General features: G+C 36.7%; 19 protein-coding genes. 13 read left to right on the plus strand and 6 right to left on the minus strand.

The genetic code is table 11. The features are described 5' to 3' along the window. Nucleotide 1 precedes the first annotated feature (1 nt). On the plus strand, nucleotides 2-598 hold the full coding sequence (gene ribA / locus HHL23_RS10915; RefSeq protein ID WP_169234837.1) for a GTP cyclohydrolase II: 597 nt from the start codon (nucleotides 2-4) through the stop codon (nucleotides 596-598). Nucleotides 599-667: 69 nt separating this feature from the next. On the opposite strand, the gene HHL23_RS10920 is transcribed toward ribA, so the two are convergent. Together HHL23_RS10920 and HHL23_RS10925 are read right to left on the minus strand one after the other, a co-directional pair. Next, on the minus strand, nucleotides 668-1060 hold the full coding sequence (locus HHL23_RS10920) for a hypothetical protein (protein WP_169234838.1): 393 nt from the start codon (nucleotides 1058-1060) through the stop codon (nucleotides 668-670). 150 nt (nucleotides 1061-1210) lie between these two features. Continuing rightward, a complete protein-coding gene (locus HHL23_RS10925) occupies nucleotides 1211-1756 on the minus strand; it encodes a hypothetical protein (protein ID WP_169234839.1) in 546 nt (181 codons plus the stop codon). A gap of 114 nt (nucleotides 1757-1870) precedes the next feature. On the opposite strand from HHL23_RS10925, the gene HHL23_RS10930 reads away from it, so the two are divergent. From HHL23_RS10930 to HHL23_RS10950, 5 genes are all read left to right on the plus strand, one after another. Continuing rightward, complete coding sequence (locus HHL23_RS10930; protein WP_169234840.1) at nucleotides 1871-3604, plus strand: glycoside hydrolase family 3 protein; 1734 nt, start codon at nucleotides 1871-1873, stop codon at nucleotides 3602-3604. Nucleotides 3605-3608: 4 nt separating this feature from the next. Then, a complete protein-coding gene (gene bshA, locus HHL23_RS10935; RefSeq protein WP_169234841.1) occupies nucleotides 3609-4757 on the plus strand; it encodes an N-acetyl-alpha-D-glucosaminyl L-malate synthase BshA in 1149 nt (382 codons plus the stop codon). Between the two features lie 254 nt (nucleotides 4758-5011). Beyond that, nucleotides 5012-6283 carry a DUF2851 family protein gene (locus HHL23_RS10940; RefSeq protein WP_169234842.1) on the plus strand — a complete coding sequence of 424 codons (1272 nt, stop codon included), beginning with the start codon at nucleotides 5012-5014 and terminating at the stop codon, nucleotides 6281-6283. Next, nucleotides 6276-6497 (plus strand): PspC family transcriptional regulator, encoded by a 222-nt coding sequence (locus HHL23_RS10945; RefSeq protein WP_169234843.1) that lies wholly within the window; start codon nucleotides 6276-6278, stop codon nucleotides 6495-6497. Before HHL23_RS10940 ends, HHL23_RS10945 begins: the two co-directional genes overlap by 8 nt. 134 nt (nucleotides 6498-6631) lie before the next feature. Beyond that, on the plus strand, nucleotides 6632-7012 hold the full coding sequence (locus tag HHL23_RS10950; RefSeq protein ID WP_228464712.1) for an N-acetyltransferase: 381 nt from the start codon (nucleotides 6632-6634) through the stop codon (nucleotides 7010-7012). 170 nt (nucleotides 7013-7182) lie between these two features. On the opposite strand, the gene HHL23_RS10955 is transcribed toward HHL23_RS10950, so the two are convergent. From HHL23_RS10955 to HHL23_RS10970, 4 genes are all read right to left on the minus strand, one after another. After that, entirely contained in the window at nucleotides 7183-7917 is a 735-nt protein-coding gene (locus tag HHL23_RS10955; protein ID WP_169234844.1) for an SIMPL domain-containing protein, read from the minus strand. A 73-nt stretch (nucleotides 7918-7990) separates the two neighbouring features. After that, complete coding sequence (locus tag HHL23_RS10960; protein ID WP_228464714.1) at nucleotides 7991-8806, minus strand: carboxypeptidase regulatory-like domain-containing protein; 816 nt, start codon at nucleotides 8804-8806, stop codon at nucleotides 7991-7993. A gap of 16 nt (nucleotides 8807-8822) precedes the next feature. Further along, the gene (locus tag HHL23_RS10965) at nucleotides 8823-9629 is read right to left on the minus strand and encodes a hypothetical protein (protein ID WP_169234845.1); all 807 of its coding nucleotides are present in this window, start codon (nucleotides 9627-9629) and stop codon (nucleotides 8823-8825) included. A gap of 6 nt (nucleotides 9630-9635) precedes the next feature. Beyond that, a complete protein-coding gene (locus HHL23_RS10970; protein WP_169234846.1) occupies nucleotides 9636-10382 on the minus strand; it encodes a carboxypeptidase-like regulatory domain-containing protein in 747 nt (248 codons plus the stop codon). Between the two features lie 168 nt (nucleotides 10383-10550). Between HHL23_RS10970 and HHL23_RS10975 the strand changes: the two genes are divergently transcribed. The 7 genes from HHL23_RS10975 (at nucleotide 10551) to HHL23_RS11005 (ending at nucleotide 20199) form a co-directional block, all read left to right on the plus strand. Then, nucleotides 10551-13706, plus strand: a complete 3156-nt coding sequence (locus HHL23_RS10975; protein ID WP_394354154.1) for a UvrD-helicase domain-containing protein — start codon at nucleotides 10551-10553, stop codon at nucleotides 13704-13706. Between the two features lie 343 nt (nucleotides 13707-14049). Further along, nucleotides 14050-15975, plus strand: a complete 1926-nt coding sequence (locus HHL23_RS10980; protein ID WP_169234897.1) for a type VI secretion system Vgr family protein — start codon at nucleotides 14050-14052, stop codon at nucleotides 15973-15975. A gap of 10 nt (nucleotides 15976-15985) precedes the next feature. Continuing rightward, on the plus strand, nucleotides 15986-17320 hold the full coding sequence (locus tag HHL23_RS10985) for a hypothetical protein (protein ID WP_169234848.1): 1335 nt from the start codon (nucleotides 15986-15988) through the stop codon (nucleotides 17318-17320). Then, complete coding sequence (locus HHL23_RS10990) at nucleotides 17320-17754, plus strand: hypothetical protein (RefSeq protein WP_169234849.1); 435 nt, start codon at nucleotides 17320-17322, stop codon at nucleotides 17752-17754. Before HHL23_RS10985 ends, HHL23_RS10990 begins: the two co-directional genes overlap by 1 nt. A gap of 2 nt (nucleotides 17755-17756) precedes the next feature. Then, nucleotides 17757-18848 carry a DUF2235 domain-containing protein gene (locus tag HHL23_RS10995; protein WP_169234850.1) on the plus strand — a complete coding sequence of 364 codons (1092 nt, stop codon included), beginning with the start codon at nucleotides 17757-17759 and terminating at the stop codon, nucleotides 18846-18848. After that, nucleotides 18826-19236, plus strand: coding sequence for a hypothetical protein (locus tag HHL23_RS11000; RefSeq protein WP_169234851.1), 411 nt, complete (start codon nucleotides 18826-18828; stop codon nucleotides 19234-19236). The genes HHL23_RS10995 and HHL23_RS11000 overlap by 23 nt, the downstream gene beginning before the upstream one ends. 159 nt (nucleotides 19237-19395) lie before the next feature. After that, nucleotides 19396-20199, plus strand: a complete 804-nt coding sequence (locus tag HHL23_RS11005; protein ID WP_169234852.1) for a hypothetical protein — start codon at nucleotides 19396-19398, stop codon at nucleotides 20197-20199. Nucleotides 20200-20203 lie beyond the last annotated feature (4 nt).

Below are 20203 nucleotides of genomic sequence, written 5' to 3' on the forward strand. Positions count from 1 at the left end.
AATGATTAAAATTCAGGCAGAAGCTAATGTTCCTACAGAACACGGCTCTTTCCGAATGATCGCTTTCTCCGAAAACGAAAACGACTGGATGCCACATATGGCCATCGTAGCAGAAAATACAGATTTCTCAAAACCGGTGAACGTACGTTTCCATTCAGAATGCATTACCGGAGAAGTTTTCCATTCAAAAAAATGTGAATGCGGGCAGCAATTGGATGCCGCAATGAAATACACCCACGAACACGGAGGAATTATTGTCTACCTTCGTCAGGAAGGAAGGAATATCGGGATCATCAATAAACTGAAAGCATATTCTTTACAGGAAAAAGGTCTTGACACTGTACAGGCCAACCTTGAACTGGGGCTTCCTGCTGATGACAGAAAATTCGGAGTTGCTATCGATATCCTGAACCTATTGGACGTAAAAGATATTAATCTTCTAACGAATAATCCTGAAAAGGTAAAATATGTTGTAGAAAGCAACATTAACCTCAATTCAAGGATTCCTTTACAGATTCCGGCCAACGAGATGAGTAAAGGGTATCTGAAAACAAAAAAAGATTTCTTCGGTCATTTACTAGATGATAATGACAATTAGATAAAAATTAAAGCTCCAGAATTTCTTCTGGAGCTTTTTTGGTTTTATCATTAATGTCTATCATCAAGATTATGGTTGCTTGGTTACTGACCAGCTTCCACTCCAGTACTGCTGTTTCCATGTCCCCGACTTGGTTTCTAAACTTCCGGTCAGAACAAAACCTTTTGGAGAAGCAGAAGGGCTTATAGCAGCGCTTCCTGCGCCTTGAAGACTAGTATAGTATACTTCCTCCACATTCGTATTTACAATTCGTGTTACCTCAATACTTCCGCTTTTCGAAACATTAAGGATTAAATCTCCACTCACTTCTCCTGTAAAAGTACCTATCCATTTTCCCATGTAGGGAGAAACATAGTTTTCCTGTTCTTTTTGACGATCAATATTGTCTATAATCTCGCTGCATGAGGCAAGAAAAAGCAATGGAACTATTATTAAAAATTTTAGCCAGTAGTTTTTTATCATTGGTTTGACTTTTATTATGTATTTCAGGTGAGTAAAAATACCTCTTTTTTATCTGTCTTAAAAAGAGAATTTTAAGATATTATATGCAAAAGCTCCGAGATTTCTCCCGGAGCTTTTTTAATTATAAAAAACTGAAAAGATATTTCTTAATTAATTAACGTTGGTAGTCTTTACCTTAGTTTCATCAAGATTAAAGTACTTCACTACAGCATTATAGTCACTGTAATCTACTCCTGCGTTTTTGCTTGCGCTTTTGCTTTGTGATGCAGGAACCAGTACAATTCTAAAAGTCTGGTTAGACAAATAATTGGCGATCTCCTGTGTAGACAATCCTGTTCCAAGATTAAAATTCTGATCATCAATTCTTATTTGAACATTTTGAGAGTCAAATACGAAATTATAATCAAACTTTCTCGCTGCCGGAGAAGTAGCAGTATCTAAATATACAGTCTTAGGAATCTGCTGCCAAGCATTTCCTGCCTTTCTGTAGACTAAAACAACATCAGTCTGCTCAATGGCAATTGCCTGTGTAAATGCATAAGTATTACCGCTGGTAAATGACCCGGTTACATCTCTCATCTGTGAGTATGTATCATTATCCACTGGATTTTGTACAACAGTATCATCATCATTATCACAACTGTAAGCAGTAAAACCTACAAATGCCAGAAATAAAAGTGGAAGAATTTTTTTCATTTTTAGAAAGTTTAGTTATTATTTATAAATCGTATTCAAATCATATACCAAAAGTTGCAAAAACTTTGTTTTCATCATTTTTTTAATTGTATTTTTGTTCTTATTCAAAAGATCATGAAGAAATTGTTATATACTTCCCTCTTTATTTTTTCATTAATAAGCTTTACAGCCAAAGCTCAATACCAGCCCAAAAACATTTCCAAAGAAGACTTGAAAAAGGCTCATCACTGGGTAGCCAAAACGTACAGGTCACTTTCTCAGAATGAAAAGCTGGGTCAGCTGTTTATTGTAGCACTTTACACCAATAAAGGTGAAGACTATATTAATCAGATCAGAAACATTGTGGTTAATGATAAGATTGGAGGACTGATTTTAATGCAGGACGATGCCGCCAGAGAAATTAATCTGGTTAATGAGTTTCAGCAAAAATCAAGAATTCCGATGATGATCGGGATGGATGCAGAATGGGGACTGTTTCAAAGAATTGCCACAGCACACAAATTTCCATGGGCAATGACCCTTGGAGCCATACAGGATAAAAGCCTCATTTACCAGATGTCTGCCAAGATTGCAGAAGACTGCCACAGAATGGGGATCAACTGGGATTTCGCACCAGTTGTGGATGTGAATACCAATCCAAACAATCCGATTATTGGAAACAGAAGCTTTGGTTCAGAAGTCGATAATGTGATCAGCTCTGCTTTGTCTTATTCTAACGGACTTCAGGACAATACGATCCTTGCTGCCATCAAGCATTTTCCAGGACATGGTGATACGAGTACAGACTCCCATCTGGATCTGCCGGTGGTTTCACATAGTTTAGAAAGACTAAATACCGTTGAACTCGCTCCTTTTAAAGCTTTAATGGATAAAGGAATTGGTGGTGTGATGGTCGCTCATCTCTATGTTCCAAGCCTGGAATCAGGAAAAGGAATTCCTGCGTCAGTTTCAAAGAATATCATTACAGGATTACTAAAAGATAAATTAGGATACAAAGGCTTAATTATCACCGATGCTTTAAACATGGGTGCTGTAGCCAATAAATACAAACCTGGCGAACTGGATGCACTTGCATTTAAAGCCGGAAATGATATTATGCTATTTTCTCAGGGCGTTTCGGAAGGAAAAAAATTAATTCAGAAAAGCATTGAAAATGGTGAAATTTCACAATCAAGAGTTGAGGAAAGTGTGAAGAAAATTTTATTGACCAAATACTTTTTAGGCCTTGACAAATACAGCCCGAAAAATCCAGAAAACGTTAATAACGACATCGATAATGATTCTCATAAAATACTGGTACAGAATCTGTACGCCAATGCTTTGACTTTGTTAAAGGATGACAAAAACCTGCTTCCTATCACTGGAAAACAAACCTATTATGTTCCTCTGGAAGAAGCTCCTTATCAGACTTTTGCCAACCAGCTGGGATCTAATGTGGTCATCAAAAAAGCCAACGAGATCAATACAATTCCTTCAGGCTCTACCGTAATCGTAGGATTCCACAAGGATAATTCAACGGCATACAAACCTTATAAAATTTCGGCAGAATCTAAGAAAGTTCTTGCTGATCTCACCAAAAATCAAAACGTTATTTTAAATGTTTTCGGAAGTGCTTACGCTTTAAAAGATATTGATATTTCAAAAGTATCTACAGTCCTTGTCTCTTATGAAAATAATGATGATTCAATGGCCGCTGCAGCAAATGCTCTGAACGGAAAAACAAAAATATGGGGCAGGCTGCCCGTTCTGGTTAATGACCAGCTGAAAGCAGGAATGGGAATCGATAAGGTTCCGGCTTCTGCTTCTCATGTGAACACAACAGTTTTTACAACATCAAAACAACAATAATCTAATGAAAATAGGCATACTTTGCTATCCAACATACGGAGGAAGCGGAATCGTAGCAACAGAACTGGGAATGTCTCTGGCCAACAAAGGCTATGAAGTTCACTTTATAAGTTCTGCGCTCCCTGCAAGACTAGACATTACCAACCCGAATATTTTTTTTCACAGGGTGAATGTACAGACCTATCCGCTTTTCCAGTATCAGCCTTATGATATTGCGCTAAGTTCGATGATTTACCGTGTTGTCAATCTATATAAGCTTGATCTGCTACACGCTCACTACGCCATTCCATACGCGTACGCTGCGTTTACAGCTAAACAGATGCTGAAGGAGGACAATAATGACGTTCCACTGGTTACTACCCTTCACGGAACCGATATTACCCTTGTAGGACAGCACCCAAGTTATAAGCACGCTGTTGAGTTTTCAATCAACCAGTCTGATGCGATCACTTCGGTTTCCCAAAGTCTGAAAAAAGATACGCTGCAGTTTTTCAATATTAAAAAAGAAATCCAGGTGATTACCAATTTTATTGATAATTCTGAATTTGATGACTGTACGGAATGTCAGAGAACACAGTTTGCGAATCCGGACGAGAAAATTTTGATCCACGTATCTAACCTTCGTCCTGTAAAACGTGTAGATGAAGTTTTGCAAATCTTCAAAAGCGTTGAGAAAAAAGTAAAATCAAAACTGATCATCATCGGTGAAGGACCGGATATGGAAAAGGTGAACCAGTTTCTGGAGGAAAATCCTGAACTTATTTCAAAGATCCGTCTGTTAGGAAAAGTAAATGATCTGTATAAGATCTTACAGCTGTCTGATGTCTTTTTACTTCCTTCCGAACAGGAAAGTTTCGGATTGGCAGCTCTTGAAGCTATGGCGGCTTACACTCCGGTAATCAGCTCCAATGCAGGTGGAATTCCCGAAGTGAATATCCAGGGAGAAACAGGATTCTTGGCTGAGATCGGAAATGTAGAAGCAATGAGTAATTACACGATCAAATTATTGAGCAATGACGAGCTTTTAGCGACTATGAAAAAGAACGCGAAAGAACAGGCTATCAAATTTGACCTGAAAAACATTCTTCCTATCTACGAGGAAATGTACAGAACAACGATAGAAAACTTCAATAAGCAACTGACGAAAGCGTAACGAATATCTTTTAGGAAATCAATGATTTAACTGCTTTAATAAGCAAACACATATACTCTAATGCCTTCCATATATTGATGGAGGGCATTTTATTTTTTAAAGCAAAAAAGCAATAAAAGTGAAAGAACAGAACGTAAATTTCCATTGTATAAACTGCGTTTCTATCTATATAAGATTGTGTAGTACAGAGCTGGAAAATCTTAGTATGGAGGTGGTAGAAGTATAGAATTTCTACTATATTTATCTTCACACTTATGACAGAAAAATTGCTTCAATATCTTTGGAACTATAAAGTTTTCAAACATTTTGACTTCAGGGATATTGAAGGCAACGCTGTTGAAATTCTAAACTTCGGAAAATGGAATACAAATGCAGGACCTGATTTTCTGGATGCAAAAATCAAAACCAAAGATCTGGTCATTGCCGGAAATATTGAACTGCACGTTCGCACCTCCGACTGGATTTTCCACAACCATTCCCAGGACCCCAATTACCAAAACATTATTCTGCACGTTGTCTATCAAAATGATGCAGAGATTGATGACCTTATCCGCAAAAATGTTCCGACTCTGGAGCTGAAGGATCATATTGATCAAAATATTCTCTGGAAATACGAAAAATTAATCAACGGAACCCAATTTATTCCCTGCGAGAATATTTTTGATCCCGATAAAATCCCGGTTAATTTTCATGAAGCTACGATCATTAAAAAGCTGGATGAAAAGTCTCAGGAATTCGAAAAAAACCTAGAATTTCACAAGAATGATTTCGAGGCCGTTCTTTTTCACAGCCTCTCCTACTCTTTCGGATTAAAAGTAAATGCCCCTATTTTCAGGCTTATCGCAGAATCTGTTGATTTCAAAGTCATCAACAGAATCCGTCAGAACGAATCGCAGCTGGAAGCGCTTCTTTTTGGCATTTCAGGATGGCTGGAAGATCCCAAAGACGGGCAGATGATGATCTGGAAAAGAGAGTTTGATTTTCTCCGAAAAAAGTTCAGTATTCCGGATCTGAAATTTCATCCGAAGTTTCTGAGACTGCGGCCGCCTAATTTCCCAACGGTTCGTCTTTCTCAGCTGGCAGATCTTTATCACAGACATCAGAATTTATTTTCAAAGATCATCAAAGCTGATCATATCAATGAATTGTATGACGTTTTTGCCCCCGTAAAAGCTTCGGACTATTGGGATTTTCACTTTAATTTCGGAACCCTTTCAAAATTTCAGCCTAAAACATTAAGTAGGGATTTTATTGAACTAGTCATCCTGAATACGGTACTTCCTCTAAAATATACCTACCATAAATACCATCGTGAAGAAATTACTGATGAAATTCTGGAATTTTACAAAAATACCCCAGCTGAAAAAAATTCTATTATTTCCGGATGGAAGAAAATGGGCTTGAATGTCAAAAATGCATTGGAAAGCCAGAGTCTGATTTATCACTATAAAACCTCGTGTGAAGAAAAAAATTGCTTAAATTGCGGTATTGGATTTAAACTTTTAAAAGAATCTTCAAATGTTTGATAATATCCGCCATAAGATGGAAAGAGAATGGTTCGGTGTTCTCACGAGAACCGGAGCCAAACTAGGGATCCCTGTATCTAAATTAAGGGTCTTCTTTATCTATTCTACTTTTGCAACAGCAGGTTTCTTCTTTTTGATCTATCTGGGACTGGCGTTCACACTCTGGATCAAAGATATTTTCATTACAAGAAGACCCAGTGTTTTTGATTTATAATTATGGAATTTTTACCGATTACGTCTCCCGAAGATTATAGAGTACAGGAAATCTATAAGTCTTACTCCAGCACTTTCCCCGAAGATGAGCAAAGGGACTGAAAACAATTTACTGCTCTATTTTCAAACCCTCATGTGAAGGTAATATCTGTATTGCATGAGTCTCAGAGTATAGGATATCTTATCATCTGGGAATTGAGTTCTTATGTTTTTGTAGAGCATTTTGAAGTTTTTGAGACATTCAGAAGTCAAAAACTGGGATCGCATATTACAGGATATCTGTTTGAAAATTACCCGAGGATTATCCTGGAAATAGAACCGGATCATTTGGGTGATGATGCCAAAAGACGGTATTCTTTCTATCAAAAAAACGGATTCACCCTGATTGACGAAATGTATGTACAGCCGAGTTATGGTGAAGGAAAAAAGTCTTTGGATCTTTGGCTGCTGGCCAATTACACGCCTGAAAATCTAAAGAGTGTCAAAGAGGAAATTTATGATATCGTATATCACTAAAATATAAAAACCGCCGGAAGATTCCAGCGGTTTTATTTTTTTCTGCCCCGTAAGATTTTTGATCTGCAATTATCAATGGATAATAACTATTTATTGTTTTTTAAATCTGTGTAATCTGCGGGAAAATAATATTTATTCCCACTAATTTCACGGACTTCAAAGATCAACTTTTAATTAACTTCGTATTCCAGTTTTATGGTAATATTTGCTTCTTTTTCTTTGGAAGAAGTATTGAATGTTCCGCCATAGGAATAGTCTTCATTGGAATTAGGTTCCGTGATCTGAATCACCCCCATTGTCGCTTTTTTAAGACTTCCCAGACTGCTTCCTGAATTCTCAGCAATTTTCTCAGCTCTTTCTTTAGCATCCTTTGTTGCACCGGCAATCATTTCCTGTTTTACCGTTGCTAATTTAGTATAAAAATAAGATGGCGCTGAAGAGGTGAACTCGATACCACGGTTGATGATTTCTGTAATATTTCTGGAAAGATTCTCGATCTTTACCACTTCCTTACTTTCAATGGACACTTTTTGAGTAAGGTTGTATCCCGAAAATTCTCCCTGTACATAATTTCCATTGGAGTCGTTATAGCTTCTAAACTGCTTCTGGATATCTACCGAAGAAAATACAATCTCACTCTGTTTGATCCCTTTTGACACAAGATAATCATTGATGACCTTTCTGTCTATCGCTAACTCATCATAAGCTGCTTTTAAATCGGAGTTGTTTTTGGAAAAACTTCCTGACCAGGTGATCAGGTCTGAAGTAAACTGTTTTGTGCCCAATCCGGTTACAGAAATCGTATTTTCAGATTTATTTCTGTTTTTAATGGCATTTCCTAAAAAGCCGAGGCCGAGGACGAATCCCAGTGCTCCGACTGCTACTGCAATAATATTTTTATTCATAAAAAATGTGATCTGATTGATTCTGTCTAGCAGTACATCAATTTCTATTCCGATTTTTAAGAATTCTTTAACATTATTCCTGCTTTTTCTGCTGTTTTAATCTTTCGAGATAGACAGGCATTGTTTCCTCCATTCTGAGTAATGCTCCTGACAGGTTTTTGGCCTTCACATAAGTTCTTACCTGAGGTTTAGCCTCAAAAGAATATTGTATAAATTCAGAAATACGCTCTTCAGGAATTCCTGCTTGCGTAAAGTATTCGTTATCTACTCTGTTTCGCACCCACATAATATGTTCCTGGAGATCATCATACCTGTATTGACGTTTCTGTCTCCTTGCTTTCCCACTGATCAGATCATAGGCACCCTGCACATCCAGTGAACCTAGAAGTATGGGCAGAAGGACTTGCTTCACCTCGGCAGGTTTTTCCCGCATCTTTCCAACAGGTTGCGGCAGACCTACCGCCTGTTGTACAATTTCCCCTTTATCTACTTTTCCGGCCAACCGTGAATCGGTTTCCAGATCACCGGTTGGTTTTTTTACGATTTTCACTTCTCCAACGTCTGTGGGTATTGGGATCAGGGTGACCATCAGCTGAGCATTGAATCCACCGGCAGGAACCCTCGCAGAAACTCTGCTGAAATAGGCCTTCACAAACCTCAGCTCATCATTGGGAGAAGCTTCAATGGAAAACATCCCCATAAAATCGGACGATACTTTCTGGTCGGTAGACATATTGATGATAACGACAGAGCTTAAGTTTTCACCGCTGTCATCTACGATACGCCCGGTTACAGTTTGTTGAGCAAAGACATTCATGAACGGAAAAACAAGAAAAAAAATAATTTTCTTCCACTGAGCCATCCCGATATTTCCGCATACAAAATTCATTTCTATTCGTTAAAAATTAAAGATTATCCAACTTACGGGTTTTCCTATACTCTGCAAAAGCTACTCTTAATTCATATTCCACCACATCAATCTTAAAGTTCTTTCTGAATTTTTTCGCCATGGTTCGGGTATCATTGGCATAGAGAAGAAACTGATCAATCTGTTCTTCACCCATTCCATATTTTGTAAGGAAGGTCAAATCAGCTTCCTGCTTGACTTTCTTGATAAAATCCTGTGTTTCTGTAAAATTGGCTTTGGTAATTTTAAGTTCTGTCGCTTTTTTGAACAGGCCTACAGCCGCATCTAAAACCCCTAAAATACTTACCTGACCAGCACCATAATCCTGTTTAAAAGATTTTGAAATCGTATTATCCGGTAAAGCCTCATTCATCGGACTTTTCATATACTCATCCAATTCTGACCTTAAAGAAACCACTTTTCTGGATTCATTAAGATGTTTGTTGTCTCTTTCCAGATTTCCTGTCGGCTTGTAGGTAATTTTCACTTCAGGGATCTCTATTTCTACTTTTTCAAGGCTTACCATTAAAGGAGAATTGAAATTTTCTTTTCCCATTTTCTTGTCCATACGGTAATACCCCTCTTTCACAAATCTGAGTTCATCATTTTCTGATGCTTCAATACTAAACTTTCCCGAAGCATCACTCAGGGTACTTTTTTGGTTGGAAACATTAATGATTAAAACCGGGTTGATATTAGACTTGCCGTTATCTGTAACGATTCCGGTTGCCTGCTGCTGGGAAAAAAATTCTGCGGATATAAAAAGCGGAACTGTATAAAGACTTTGTTTAATGTAAGTTCTCATTGGTGTTTATCTTTGAGTTTGTGGAGCACGGTAAGAGGAAATTCTTGTCAGTACAAACCTTTGAAATCTGCTCAGATCTGCATCGCTGCAAAAGCCATACTTCAGAATTCTTTGCCTTTCGAAACCTCCGGCCAAGACGTAACCGATAAAATGTTCGATCTGAGGTTTTCCTATTTTCAAATAAATAAAATATTCATCACCAAGTGCCGAATGCAGATAATTGATGAGATCAACATCATCCCACTTGTTTTTTACTTTCCCAATATAGAACCCCTGCCCTTTCGGTTGTACAAATTCTCCCGGTTTTGCTGCAAGAATCCTAGGATCTGATTTCTGAGCGATATACCTATCGATATCTTTGATCAGCTTATCCACTTTTTTCGGCCGGTTAAGATTTTTTGTATCAATTTTAAGATCACCGGTAAGCCCCTTCTTGATTTCCACTTCGGGAATTAATATGGTGGCTCTTCCCAGAGTAACATTTAAGGGAGATTCTATATTTTCTTTGGAAACTTTTTTAACGATGCGTTCATAGCCGGCCTTTACAAAACGGAGCTCATCGCCTGCCCTTCCGGACACCATAAAGTGCCCGTCTCTGTTCGTGACTACTCTTTCGTCCGTTCTGATATTAATTACCGTTACATCTGGAATTTCCGCATTGTCTTCAGAAATTATTTTCCCGAAAATATAATTCTGGGCATTGGTGTGAATGAAAAAAAAGGTGGTTAAAAAAAAGAGTAGTTTAAGTTTCACGGACAGTTTTTTATAAAGCAAATCTAAAATTATTTTTAAAGAAAATGGTAAGTTTAACCACAGTTAACGCGTTTTGGGATTTCTTTTTGATTTTTGCTCATGAAACTGTTAAATCACCGCCCGGAATTGTTAAAATTTCACTTAAAATTTAGCTAACTTGCAGTCTCAATTCTAAATTCAGCAATGCAAAATTCTTATACAGTAATCAATGCTTCAGCAGGCTCGGGGAAAACATATGCCCTTGTCCAGAGGCTTCTGATGATCTGTCTCCGCTATCCTAATCAGCAGCAGTCGATCAGGAATATTCTCGCGCTTACTTTTACAAACAAAGCAGCCAATGAGATGAAGGAAAGAATTTTGACGTGGCTTGGGAATTTTTCTGCGGAGAATTTCGCAGAGAATGGAGATCTGAAAAATATTCAGAAAGCATTTGAAGCTGACGGTTTAAGAATTACGATTGACGAACTTCATATCCGTTCTAAAAAACTTCTGGACTACGTCCTTCACAATTATTCAACCCTGAATATCGGAACGATTGATCGTTTCAACTCAAGATTGGTGAGAAGCTTTTCCTATGAGCTTGGTTTAGCTAAAAATTTCAATCTCGAAATCGACGCTGAACCGTTTCTTATCGAAGCGGTAGATAAAATGCTTGACCAGATTGGCGAAAATGACAACATCTCCAATTCTTTCATGGATTATGTGGACTACAGTCTGGAAAACAATGAGAGAATTAACCTCAACAAGAACCTTTATGATTCTGCAAAAGAGTTTGTAAAAGATATTCATTATGAACATCTGAAAAGCAACAAGAGCTTTGACGATACGAATTATGAGAACATAAAAAATACACTCAGAAAAGAAATCGTACAGAATAAAAAACAGTCTGCAGATATTGCTGCCCAATCTGTTGAGCTCTTCCGGTCCAGAAATATTGAGATCGAAGATTTTGCTCAGGGCAAAAATGGAATTGGTGGATTTTTCACGAAAGTTCAGGATTTTTACAGCCAGAAAAGACCCGGATTTCCGTTTCCTACCACACAGGAAGAATCTGTCGTCAATAATTACAGAAAGGGAGCTTCTTCAAAATCAAAAAACAAGGAACCTGAAATCTTTGAAATCCTCGACCAGCTTCTTGACAACAGGATGCAGCTGATCCTTTTATATATTGAAACCCAAAAGAAAGAAAAAATTCTATCTGCACTTCTTCCTTTAAAGGTGAACAAAGATATTCAGGATGAATTAAAAAAAATTGAAGAGGAAAATGATCTGGTTCTGCTTTCAAAATTTAACATCCTGATCAACGAGAATCTTAAAAATGAACCGTCCGCTTTTATTTATGAGAAGGTAGGTTCACAGTTTCAGCATTTTTTCTTTGATGAATTTCAGGATACTTCTGAATTGCAGTGGCAAAATTTTGTTCCGCTGAGAGACCACAGTGTTTCTTCGGAGAATACTTCCTTTACTTTGGTAGGTGACCCTAAACAGAGTATTTACAGATTCCGTGGCGGGGAGAGTAAACTGATGCTGGATATCATTAATAAAAAAGAATTTTCTCCCAAGCAAGCTACTCTATTTGTTTTGAAAGACAACTGGAGAAGTGCGAAAAATATTGTTCAGTTCAATAATGAGCTGTACCGCTATCATTCGCAGGATCTGGAGGAAGAACATCGGAATATTTTTGGTGAGGATGCTGAACAGAACCCAAGATCCCAGATCGAAGGACGTGTGAAAGTGAGTCTTATTGAAAATCTCACCAATGATGATTTTTATAATGATACTTCTGAAAAAATGCGGAATGATATCCAGGAAAGCCTGGATAATGGTTTTAAATTTTCTGACATTACGATTTTATGCCGTGGTAATTTTGATATTTTCAGCTATTCTCAAAAGCTGGGAAATCTGAAGGTGAAGTACCGCGGAGAAGAAACAAATATCAAAACAATTTCCGATAAAGGTCTGACCCTTGAACTCTCCAATACATTAAAAGCGGTCATTGAATTTCTACGCTGGGAAATTAATCCCAAAAACAAACCGAATCTGATCATGATGATGTATTATCTGAATACCCTGGGCAGAATCAAAATGACAGATTTTACGTTGGAAATGAAAGAAATTCTCGAGATAGAAACACACGAGGAAATTCTTCAGTTTCTCCAAAATACCTATTCCCTGAAACTGAAACAGGAAAATTTCCCGAGATTCAACCTGTATAATTTTGTGGAATATTATATCAATGAATTTGCAGTAGAAAACAAAGAAACAGATTTCCTTCTGAACTTTCTGGAAATGCTTTTCAACTTCACCCAGAACGCCGGAGCCAGCACAAAAGAATTTTTAAAATACTGGGACGAGGAAGCGTCCGGTTATACAATTCAGGCCTCAGAAAATATTGATGCTGTCCAGATTATGACGATTCACAAATCGAAAGGACTGGAATTCCCCATCGTATTTATTCCCATGATGAATAAAAACAGGGACAGTGAGTTTACCAATTGGTTTGACACCAATAACGATGATGCTTTAAAATCAGTCAACATCAATCAGTTCAGTAAAAACCTTGAAGTCTATGATGTGGAAATCGAGGCATTTAATAAAAAGAATTCCTATAAAAATCTGATCGACAGATTGTGTCTTCAGTACGTGGCTACGACACGCCCTGTAGAACAGTTATTTTTCTATCTTCAGAAAGCTAATAAGACATCCAATAATCTTGAGCTACTTGAATTTTTTAACGGAAAAAATAACGAAGGGGCTGATGAATTTGATCTGTATGAAGTACGTCCTGAGATGCTGAAAAAGCATTCAAAGGATAAAACATCATTATTTAAAACGAAGGATATTCAAAACCTTAAAAATAGTAATGAAAACAGATCTTCGATTAAAATTGCCACTCCATCCAAAAACTATCAGGTACGGAATGAGAAGGTAAGAATCGGGCTTTTCGTCCATGAATTATTATCAAAAATCAATACAGAAAAAGATATTGCCCGAGTTCTGGAAAGTTATGTTCTGGAGGGACAAATCACCTGGGAAGAAAAAAATGAGATCCAGGAAACTCTGGTTCAGATCATTCAGAAACATGCGGAGTTCTTTGATGAAAAATGGGAAGTGATCAATGAAAAAGATATCATGATCTCTGAAAGAGGACAGAGCCATATTTTCAGACCGGACCGTATTCTGAAAGGAGAAGAAGGATATATTATCGTTGATTTTAAAACCGGTGAACAGACAGAAAAAAACGAACTTCAGATTGAAAGGTATAAAAATATCCTTGAAGGTTTGGGCCGAAAGGTTTTAAAGACACAGCTTATCTATTTATAATTTCCAATTACTTTTTTCAAAATGACATCTTAGAAACCATCTCCTTTGATCATTTTCAATACTCTCTGAGCTCATTTTGACGGTTAAAAGTTTATAAATATCATTCTTAGTTATAGGGATGATATTTACATTTCACTCACAAACCGCTCAAAAACACGGAATTATTTTCTATTGTACTCCAGATAATTCATAAAGTTATCAAGTGATCTCCTTTAGCTAATTATCAGATTTTTCATGTACTCATGTCGTACTTCTACTACAATTTTTAAATTTTAACAGTCTATTTAACCAATTAATCTAAAACATTTCTAATTTTAGTGACATAATCACAAAAAAACTAATGATGAAAAAGAAGGCTACCAATGCAGATAAAATTGCTGAGAATCATATCGCTGGTGTACAGCGTGTGGTAAAGCTAGATATTGTTATTGAAGGTAAGATCATCAGACATTTCAAGCATTTCCGCTTACAGCAAAGCATACGAAAACACCATCATTTCGAACTTACACTCGCTCATGACACTCTGGGAGATCATCAGGATTACAATCTGGAAGAAGCTCAACAGTTTTTAGGAAAACGTTTAACTGTTGTTTTTAAATATAAAGATGCGGAAAATGAGAGCCCTGAAAGAACTTTTGTGGGACTTATCACCCAGGTCGCATTCAGCCAGGAAGAAATGAGTCTGGGAAATATTGTCCTGAAAGGTAAAAGCCCGACGATTCTGATGGATTCTGCTCCCCATACCCAAAGCTTTGGAGGGGATCAGTCAGTCAATACATCCATTATTGCTGACAGAGTGATCAAGGAAGCTTTAGGCTCCGGCAAGTATGATTTCAAAGTAGACTCAAAAAATCAAAGCTATATCAATTACAGCGCCCAGTACAAGGAAACGCATTATAACTATCTGGCAAGACTGGCGGAAACCTATGGAGAACAGTTCTATTATGACGGTGAAGTTCTTCACTTTGGGAAACTGCCACCAGGAGAGCAACCCATCAAGCTTATTTACGGAAGTAACGTAAGTGACATCTGTATTGAACTGAAAGCAGTGCATACAAAACCCGAATTTTACGGATACAACAGCAGCAAACATGAAAAGCTGCTTAGCTCAAAAGCCAATATCAAACATTTGGGACAGCTTGCATCAAAGGCTTATGAACTTAATGACAGTATATATAAAACCAGATCACTGAATCCTTCCCCTGTGAATGCAAACATGTCTTTAAATGTAGATGATGCCCAGCAAAGTGCGGCAGGAAGTGCTGCTGTAGAAGTTTTTACGGTTTCTGGAAATACGACGGTTCCTTTTCTGCATCCCGGTTGTATTGCAGACATCGAAATGAGAAAACCGAACACCAACCAAACGTCTTATTTCACTAAACTTATGATCACAGAAGTTTCCCATGAAGTGAATACGCGGGGATACTATAGCGGATCATTTGAAGCAATTGCAGAAGGAACAGGATATATTCCCACTCCGGAATTTACGCATCCACAGGCAGAGCCCCAAATCGCCACTGTGATTTCCAATACCGATCCCCTGAACCAGGGACGGATACAGGTGCAATTTGACTGGCAGCTACATGACACCACCCATTTCATCCGAATGATGAGCCCTGACGCAGGAGGAACTGATGCTATTACCCAAAACAGAGGTTTTGTAGCCGTTCCGGAAGTCGGAGATCAGGTTATGGTAGGTTTTGAATACCATCATCCGGATTTTCCTTTTGCTATGGGAGGAATGTTCCATGGAGCTGTAGGCTTAGGCGGGGGTGTCAATAACCATATCAAATCGATACAAACCCGCAGCGGAAATAAAGTAATATTCAATGATGCCGAAGGGAGTATTTTTATTGAGGACCCGAGTGGAAACACTTACTTTATGGACGGAAAAGGAAATATTGCTGTAAACGCACCGAAAGATATGACTTTCACTGCCGGTAACAATATCAAGATGACCGCAGGACATGACATCACTTCTATTGCAGGAAACAGCATGTTCTCCACAGCTAACGTAAATATTGTTTCCAATGCAGGAGTAAACATGATTGATACTGCAGGGAAAGATCTTATGCAGACCGCCACCGGAAACATTCACGAATCTTCTGATATGAGAACGGAAATTTCCGAAAACGAAAGAAATATTCAGGCTAAGAAAAGTGACTCTTATGCTGAAAAGGTAACGGTTGTAAGCACGAAAGAGAATATGATTTTACAAAGTGAAAAAACAGTAAAATCACAAAGCGGCGAACAGGGCAACACCCACTAAAAGTCTTGATATGGCCATTGTAAAAAAAGCAAACAATATCAACGTACAGGTTACGAATAATTACACCTCTCTAAGCAAGGTTTCTCACGAGGAATCCGGAGAAGTGATTATTAAAGCAACAAAACAGAATCTTGAACTTTCTAGCCAAAGAAGAGCGATTTTACAAGGCCATGGAAGAGAATCCGCTGGAGAAGATAAAGCTCCACTTCGAGTATTGAACGTTGAGGGTCCTTTTGATGATAAGGAGATGAAAGTTTCTTTAATGGAAAAAGATAAATGGTATACATTTAAAGCGACTCAATTTAATAGAAAAGCAGAAGAAAAGGAGTTAAAGGAATTAAAGTGGGCGCGTCAATATGATGACGGTAAAATAGTTGAAACCACAGATTCTGGAGCTAAAGGGTCTAAAAACATATTCTTCATGGTTAAATCCACTACTCAGGCATCTAAAATAAGAATTTACGCCTATTTTAAAAAAGCCAATAAAAATGTAAGTGCTGAGGCTAAAATTGTGCAGCAAGAAATTATTTTGATAGTGGGAACGGAGCAGCACTCTGCAAACTATGGAAATAAAATGATGTTTCCAGCGCAGGCGGTTAGAGAAATTAGACAAAATTATTCCGCATATAAATATCTAACAATACTTATGTTTACAGATGGCTATAATTCAGAAGAACTTTCGAATCCTGAAAATAGTGCCAAAGCATTTAATGCCAATGTAAACTTTAAGAAAATTAATACTGTCACAGACCTCATAAATTATTTTAACAAAGGCGACTCTAAAGTCATTCGAGGAAATGTGAAAATATCAACTATCAAAGTATTTGCACATGGGCTCCCAAGCATTTTTGACTTTGGTTTAGATGGTAAAAACCAACTAACACAAAGATTTGAAATTAAACATATTTCCGAAATAAAGAAAGAGTCATTTGTATCTAGTCCCATAATATATTCCTTTGCTTGTAGAACAGGAAATTTAGATAATAGACCCGAAGCATCAAAAAAAGGGTATACTTATGATTCAAATTGGATAGAACTAGTGAAACCGCAGGAAAGTTTAGCTCAAAAATTAGCAGATTATTTTAATGCAACTGTGTATGCTTATATCAAAAGGTCAGAATATAAATCAACTTGGGATGATAAAGGTAATAAAGCCTATAAGAATAAGTACATACAAATTGAAGATGAAGACTTAAATGGAGAAGCATATCGTCCAAATCAATGGGATGAAGCATTATGGAATCCGCAAGGTGCTTATGCTCCACCAACGGTTGGTACAACACCTACAGGACTTCCCTCGCAAGTATATAAATTTGAAAAAAATAAAAAAGCAGTTCCTAAATAATGAATATTATTAAAAGCATAGTGATATGCATCCTTTGTTTTGTTTTAACAATTTTCCAGGCATATTGTGCGATGGGAGAGTATTCAAGTAATATTTCGTCTGCTTGTATAGATTGTTCTTTTCATGTTGAATTAATTATACAGGCACTTATTACTGTTGCACCAATTTTCTTTATCCAAGTTATCTTTGATAGAATAAAATGGAGTAAATGGTTTAGCTTAATTGTGATTCTGGTATATTTAATAATTATGTGGTTTAAATATATAAATGTTGGCATATTTGAAACAAGAGAGGCGGATTGGAGTACGTTTTCAGAAAATGAAATTAATATCGAAGTTTTATCAAAATCAACAATGCCAATAATTATATGTATTAGTCTTTATATTATCTTTTTTGTATTAATAAATAAAAAATTCACCAAAAATTTTAAATAATCATGGGTACATCAGCTGGAGTCAGTTTTGAAAAATTGCAAAATGGTAAATTAGAAGGTAATGTGATATATGGTTACTGGACAAACCTAAATAATAAGCCCATTAAACGTGCTTATTTTGGTGATAAAGTCAGGTTTAACATCCTCCTTAGTCCATTTGTCTCAATTGGAGATTTATTATCGCTACAATTTTATGAAAAAGATTGGATGAATGACACAAGATTAGGTTCTGCCAAGAAAGTGAGCATTAGAGGTCTGTTAGTTCAATATGATTTTAAAATTCGTGAAGATTGGGATAATATGATCGAAGGAACTGGTGAAAAGGGAGAAGAAATAGAAGCCTATTGTGAAGTTATCTATAAAGATAAAGCAGTTGACTTAGCCTATCAAGATAATCAAGTATTAAAAGTATACAGGAAACATAAAGTATTATTTGTATTTTTTCATGGCGGTCCATTTGGAAGGGGACAAATAAAAGGTAAATCAAATGATGATACAGGATATACTGGAGTAATTTATAATAATGTAATGAAGTATGCAAAATCTAAAGGTCATGAAGTTGTTGGAGCTATTATAGCACCCGCTGCAGTAGAAAAATATGGGGTATCAACAGGTTATGATTTTATAATTCAAAATTATCGTCCAGGTTATGAAATAATCATATATGGTTACAGTTATGGAGGTGATAATGCTGTTAACTTAGCAGAAAGAATAGATGCTTCTAATTTACCTGTCGACACCATGATTATAGTTGATAGCACTGATGGCCCATTGCATCAAATTTCAGTTGATACTTCAGTCCCAGATAATGTTGGATATACATTAAATATTTATCAGACTAAAGCGTCGGGCGGCTCTAGTAAATCAGGGAAAAACAGTGATGACCCTAATTCCAGCGAAGGGAGTTCAAGTGATGGGAGCTCAAATTCTCCGGCTTCCAGAGGGTATCCGCATACAGCAGAAGGAAGAAACAAAGTTGATAATATTAATGCAACCGCTCCAGATGTTACACATGGAAATATTCAACAAAAAAAATTCGATACAATAATTTCAATTTTTAAAAAGAGAATAGATGAGTACAAATACCCGAAATAAAATCATGATTATAGTAATTTCATTAATAGCTTTAGGACTTGCATCATATTATTTAATATTTCCAACGATGATAAAGAATCTTTTTTCACTTACCAATAAAGACATAAATAACGTAAATATAGAAGGGTATGTTTATGATCAAAATGAAAAAACTGTTGAAAATTACACCTTATACATTACAAATTATTATTATGAGGGTGGTGACGGTGAAAGCTATATGGGAGGAGAAAAAACGCCAATAATTACAAATGAAAGTGGGCATTATTCTATTCATTTTGATAAAAGCTGTAATGTTCAGATTGATAATGTAAAAGAGGGATTCAGCAAATTTCTTATTGTTCAGGATATTACAAAGCAAACGAATAAAATAGATTTTCATTTAAAATAATAATTATTATTATTTAATAGCATATTCTTAATTTCCCCCACTATCCTTTAATTTGATGATAGTGAACTAATTATAATAATTTACAAAATATATGATTTAAACTTTTCAAGATCAAAAGCATAAAATAGCAACACAAAAATTGAAATTAAAAATTTAAACATGACCTCATCAGCACCAGATCTTTTCCCGACTTCTACCTATTCGGTGCAGGATCAATGCACTATAAAAATAGGGAGAGAGCAGCATGATGCTTTACTCTCCTACACCCTGTACATAGAACCCGGAAAAAAAGACAGTGAAGAAATAATAATCAACAGATCGAATTTTAAGGTCAATGGCCAGAAAATAGACACCAAATTTCTTGAGGTATCCAACACCTATATGGATGCTCTGTTTCCTATAACCTGTAAAATAAACAAATACAGTTTTTCCATTGAAAACCTTGAGGAGATCAGAAAACGTATTCAAAAAGCAGACATCAGTATCTATGATATCTACAGTGGAGAAGGTATCGACCACATTCAAACGAATTTTTTTAGAGCCATTGAAACTGATGAAAAACTCACCCAGTTCATCAAACAGCTCCACTTTATCAAAATGCTGGAATATGGCATGCAGAAGTTTAATCCTAAAAGGCAATACGAAACTTCGTGGAGAGTTTTACCCATTGGAACTTCGGAATGGAAAGGGGAAACCCAATATCAAAAAGAAAACAACACATTGTCTTTTGAACCTAAAATTGACAATGCCCAGGATATCATGAATGATCTGATCAGATACATTCATCAACATGATTATTACGTCAACTTCGACGAAGAACATCTCCCACTCTATGCAGACTTTCAGAACAACATCAGCTATACGGGTAAAACCGGAAGGATGGAAAAAGCAGAAACCCATGTTTGTATTGAGGCAGAAAATAAATTTTATTACCAGCACACCATCACCATAGAAACAAAATAAGAAT

Source organism: Chryseobacterium antibioticum (assembly GCF_012927325.1).
GTDB lineage: Bacteria > Bacteroidota > Bacteroidia > Flavobacteriales > Weeksellaceae > Chryseobacterium > Chryseobacterium antibioticum.

Excerpts from the sequence above, each read along its gene's own strand:
- ribA (WP_169234837.1), top strand. The coding sequence starts at position 2 with ATGATTAAAATTCAGGCAGAAGCTAATGTTCCTACAGAACACGGCTCT.
- HHL23_RS10920 (WP_169234838.1), bottom strand. The coding sequence starts at position 1,060 with ATGATAAAAAACTACTGGCTAAAATTTTTAATAATAGTTCCATTGCTT.
- HHL23_RS10925 (WP_169234839.1), bottom strand. The coding sequence starts at position 1,756 with ATGAAAAAAATTCTTCCACTTTTATTTCTGGCATTTGTAGGTTTTACT.
- HHL23_RS10930 (WP_169234840.1), top strand. The coding sequence starts at position 1,871 with ATGAAGAAATTGTTATATACTTCCCTCTTTATTTTTTCATTAATAAGC.
- bshA (WP_169234841.1), top strand. The coding sequence starts at position 3,609 with ATGAAAATAGGCATACTTTGCTATCCAACATACGGAGGAAGCGGAATC.
- HHL23_RS10940 (WP_169234842.1), top strand. The coding sequence starts at position 5,012 with ATGACAGAAAAATTGCTTCAATATCTTTGGAACTATAAAGTTTTCAAA.
- HHL23_RS10945 (WP_169234843.1), top strand. The coding sequence starts at position 6,276 with ATGTTTGATAATATCCGCCATAAGATGGAAAGAGAATGGTTCGGTGTT.
- HHL23_RS10955 (WP_169234844.1), bottom strand. The coding sequence starts at position 7,917 with ATGAATAAAAATATTATTGCAGTAGCAGTCGGAGCACTGGGATTCGTC.
- HHL23_RS10960 (WP_228464714.1), bottom strand. The coding sequence starts at position 8,806 with ATGAATTTTGTATGCGGAAATATCGGGATGGCTCAGTGGAAGAAAATT.
- HHL23_RS10965 (WP_169234845.1), bottom strand. The coding sequence starts at position 9,629 with ATGAGAACTTACATTAAACAAAGTCTTTATACAGTTCCGCTTTTTATA.
- HHL23_RS10980 (WP_169234897.1), top strand. The coding sequence starts at position 14,050 with ATGAAAAAGAAGGCTACCAATGCAGATAAAATTGCTGAGAATCATATC.
- HHL23_RS10985 (WP_169234848.1), top strand. The coding sequence starts at position 15,986 with ATGGCCATTGTAAAAAAAGCAAACAATATCAACGTACAGGTTACGAAT.
- HHL23_RS10990 (WP_169234849.1), top strand. The coding sequence starts at position 17,320 with ATGAATATTATTAAAAGCATAGTGATATGCATCCTTTGTTTTGTTTTA.
- HHL23_RS10995 (WP_169234850.1), top strand. The coding sequence starts at position 17,757 with ATGGGTACATCAGCTGGAGTCAGTTTTGAAAAATTGCAAAATGGTAAA.
- HHL23_RS11000 (WP_169234851.1), top strand. The coding sequence starts at position 18,826 with ATGAGTACAAATACCCGAAATAAAATCATGATTATAGTAATTTCATTA.
- HHL23_RS11005 (WP_169234852.1), top strand. The coding sequence starts at position 19,396 with ATGACCTCATCAGCACCAGATCTTTTCCCGACTTCTACCTATTCGGTG.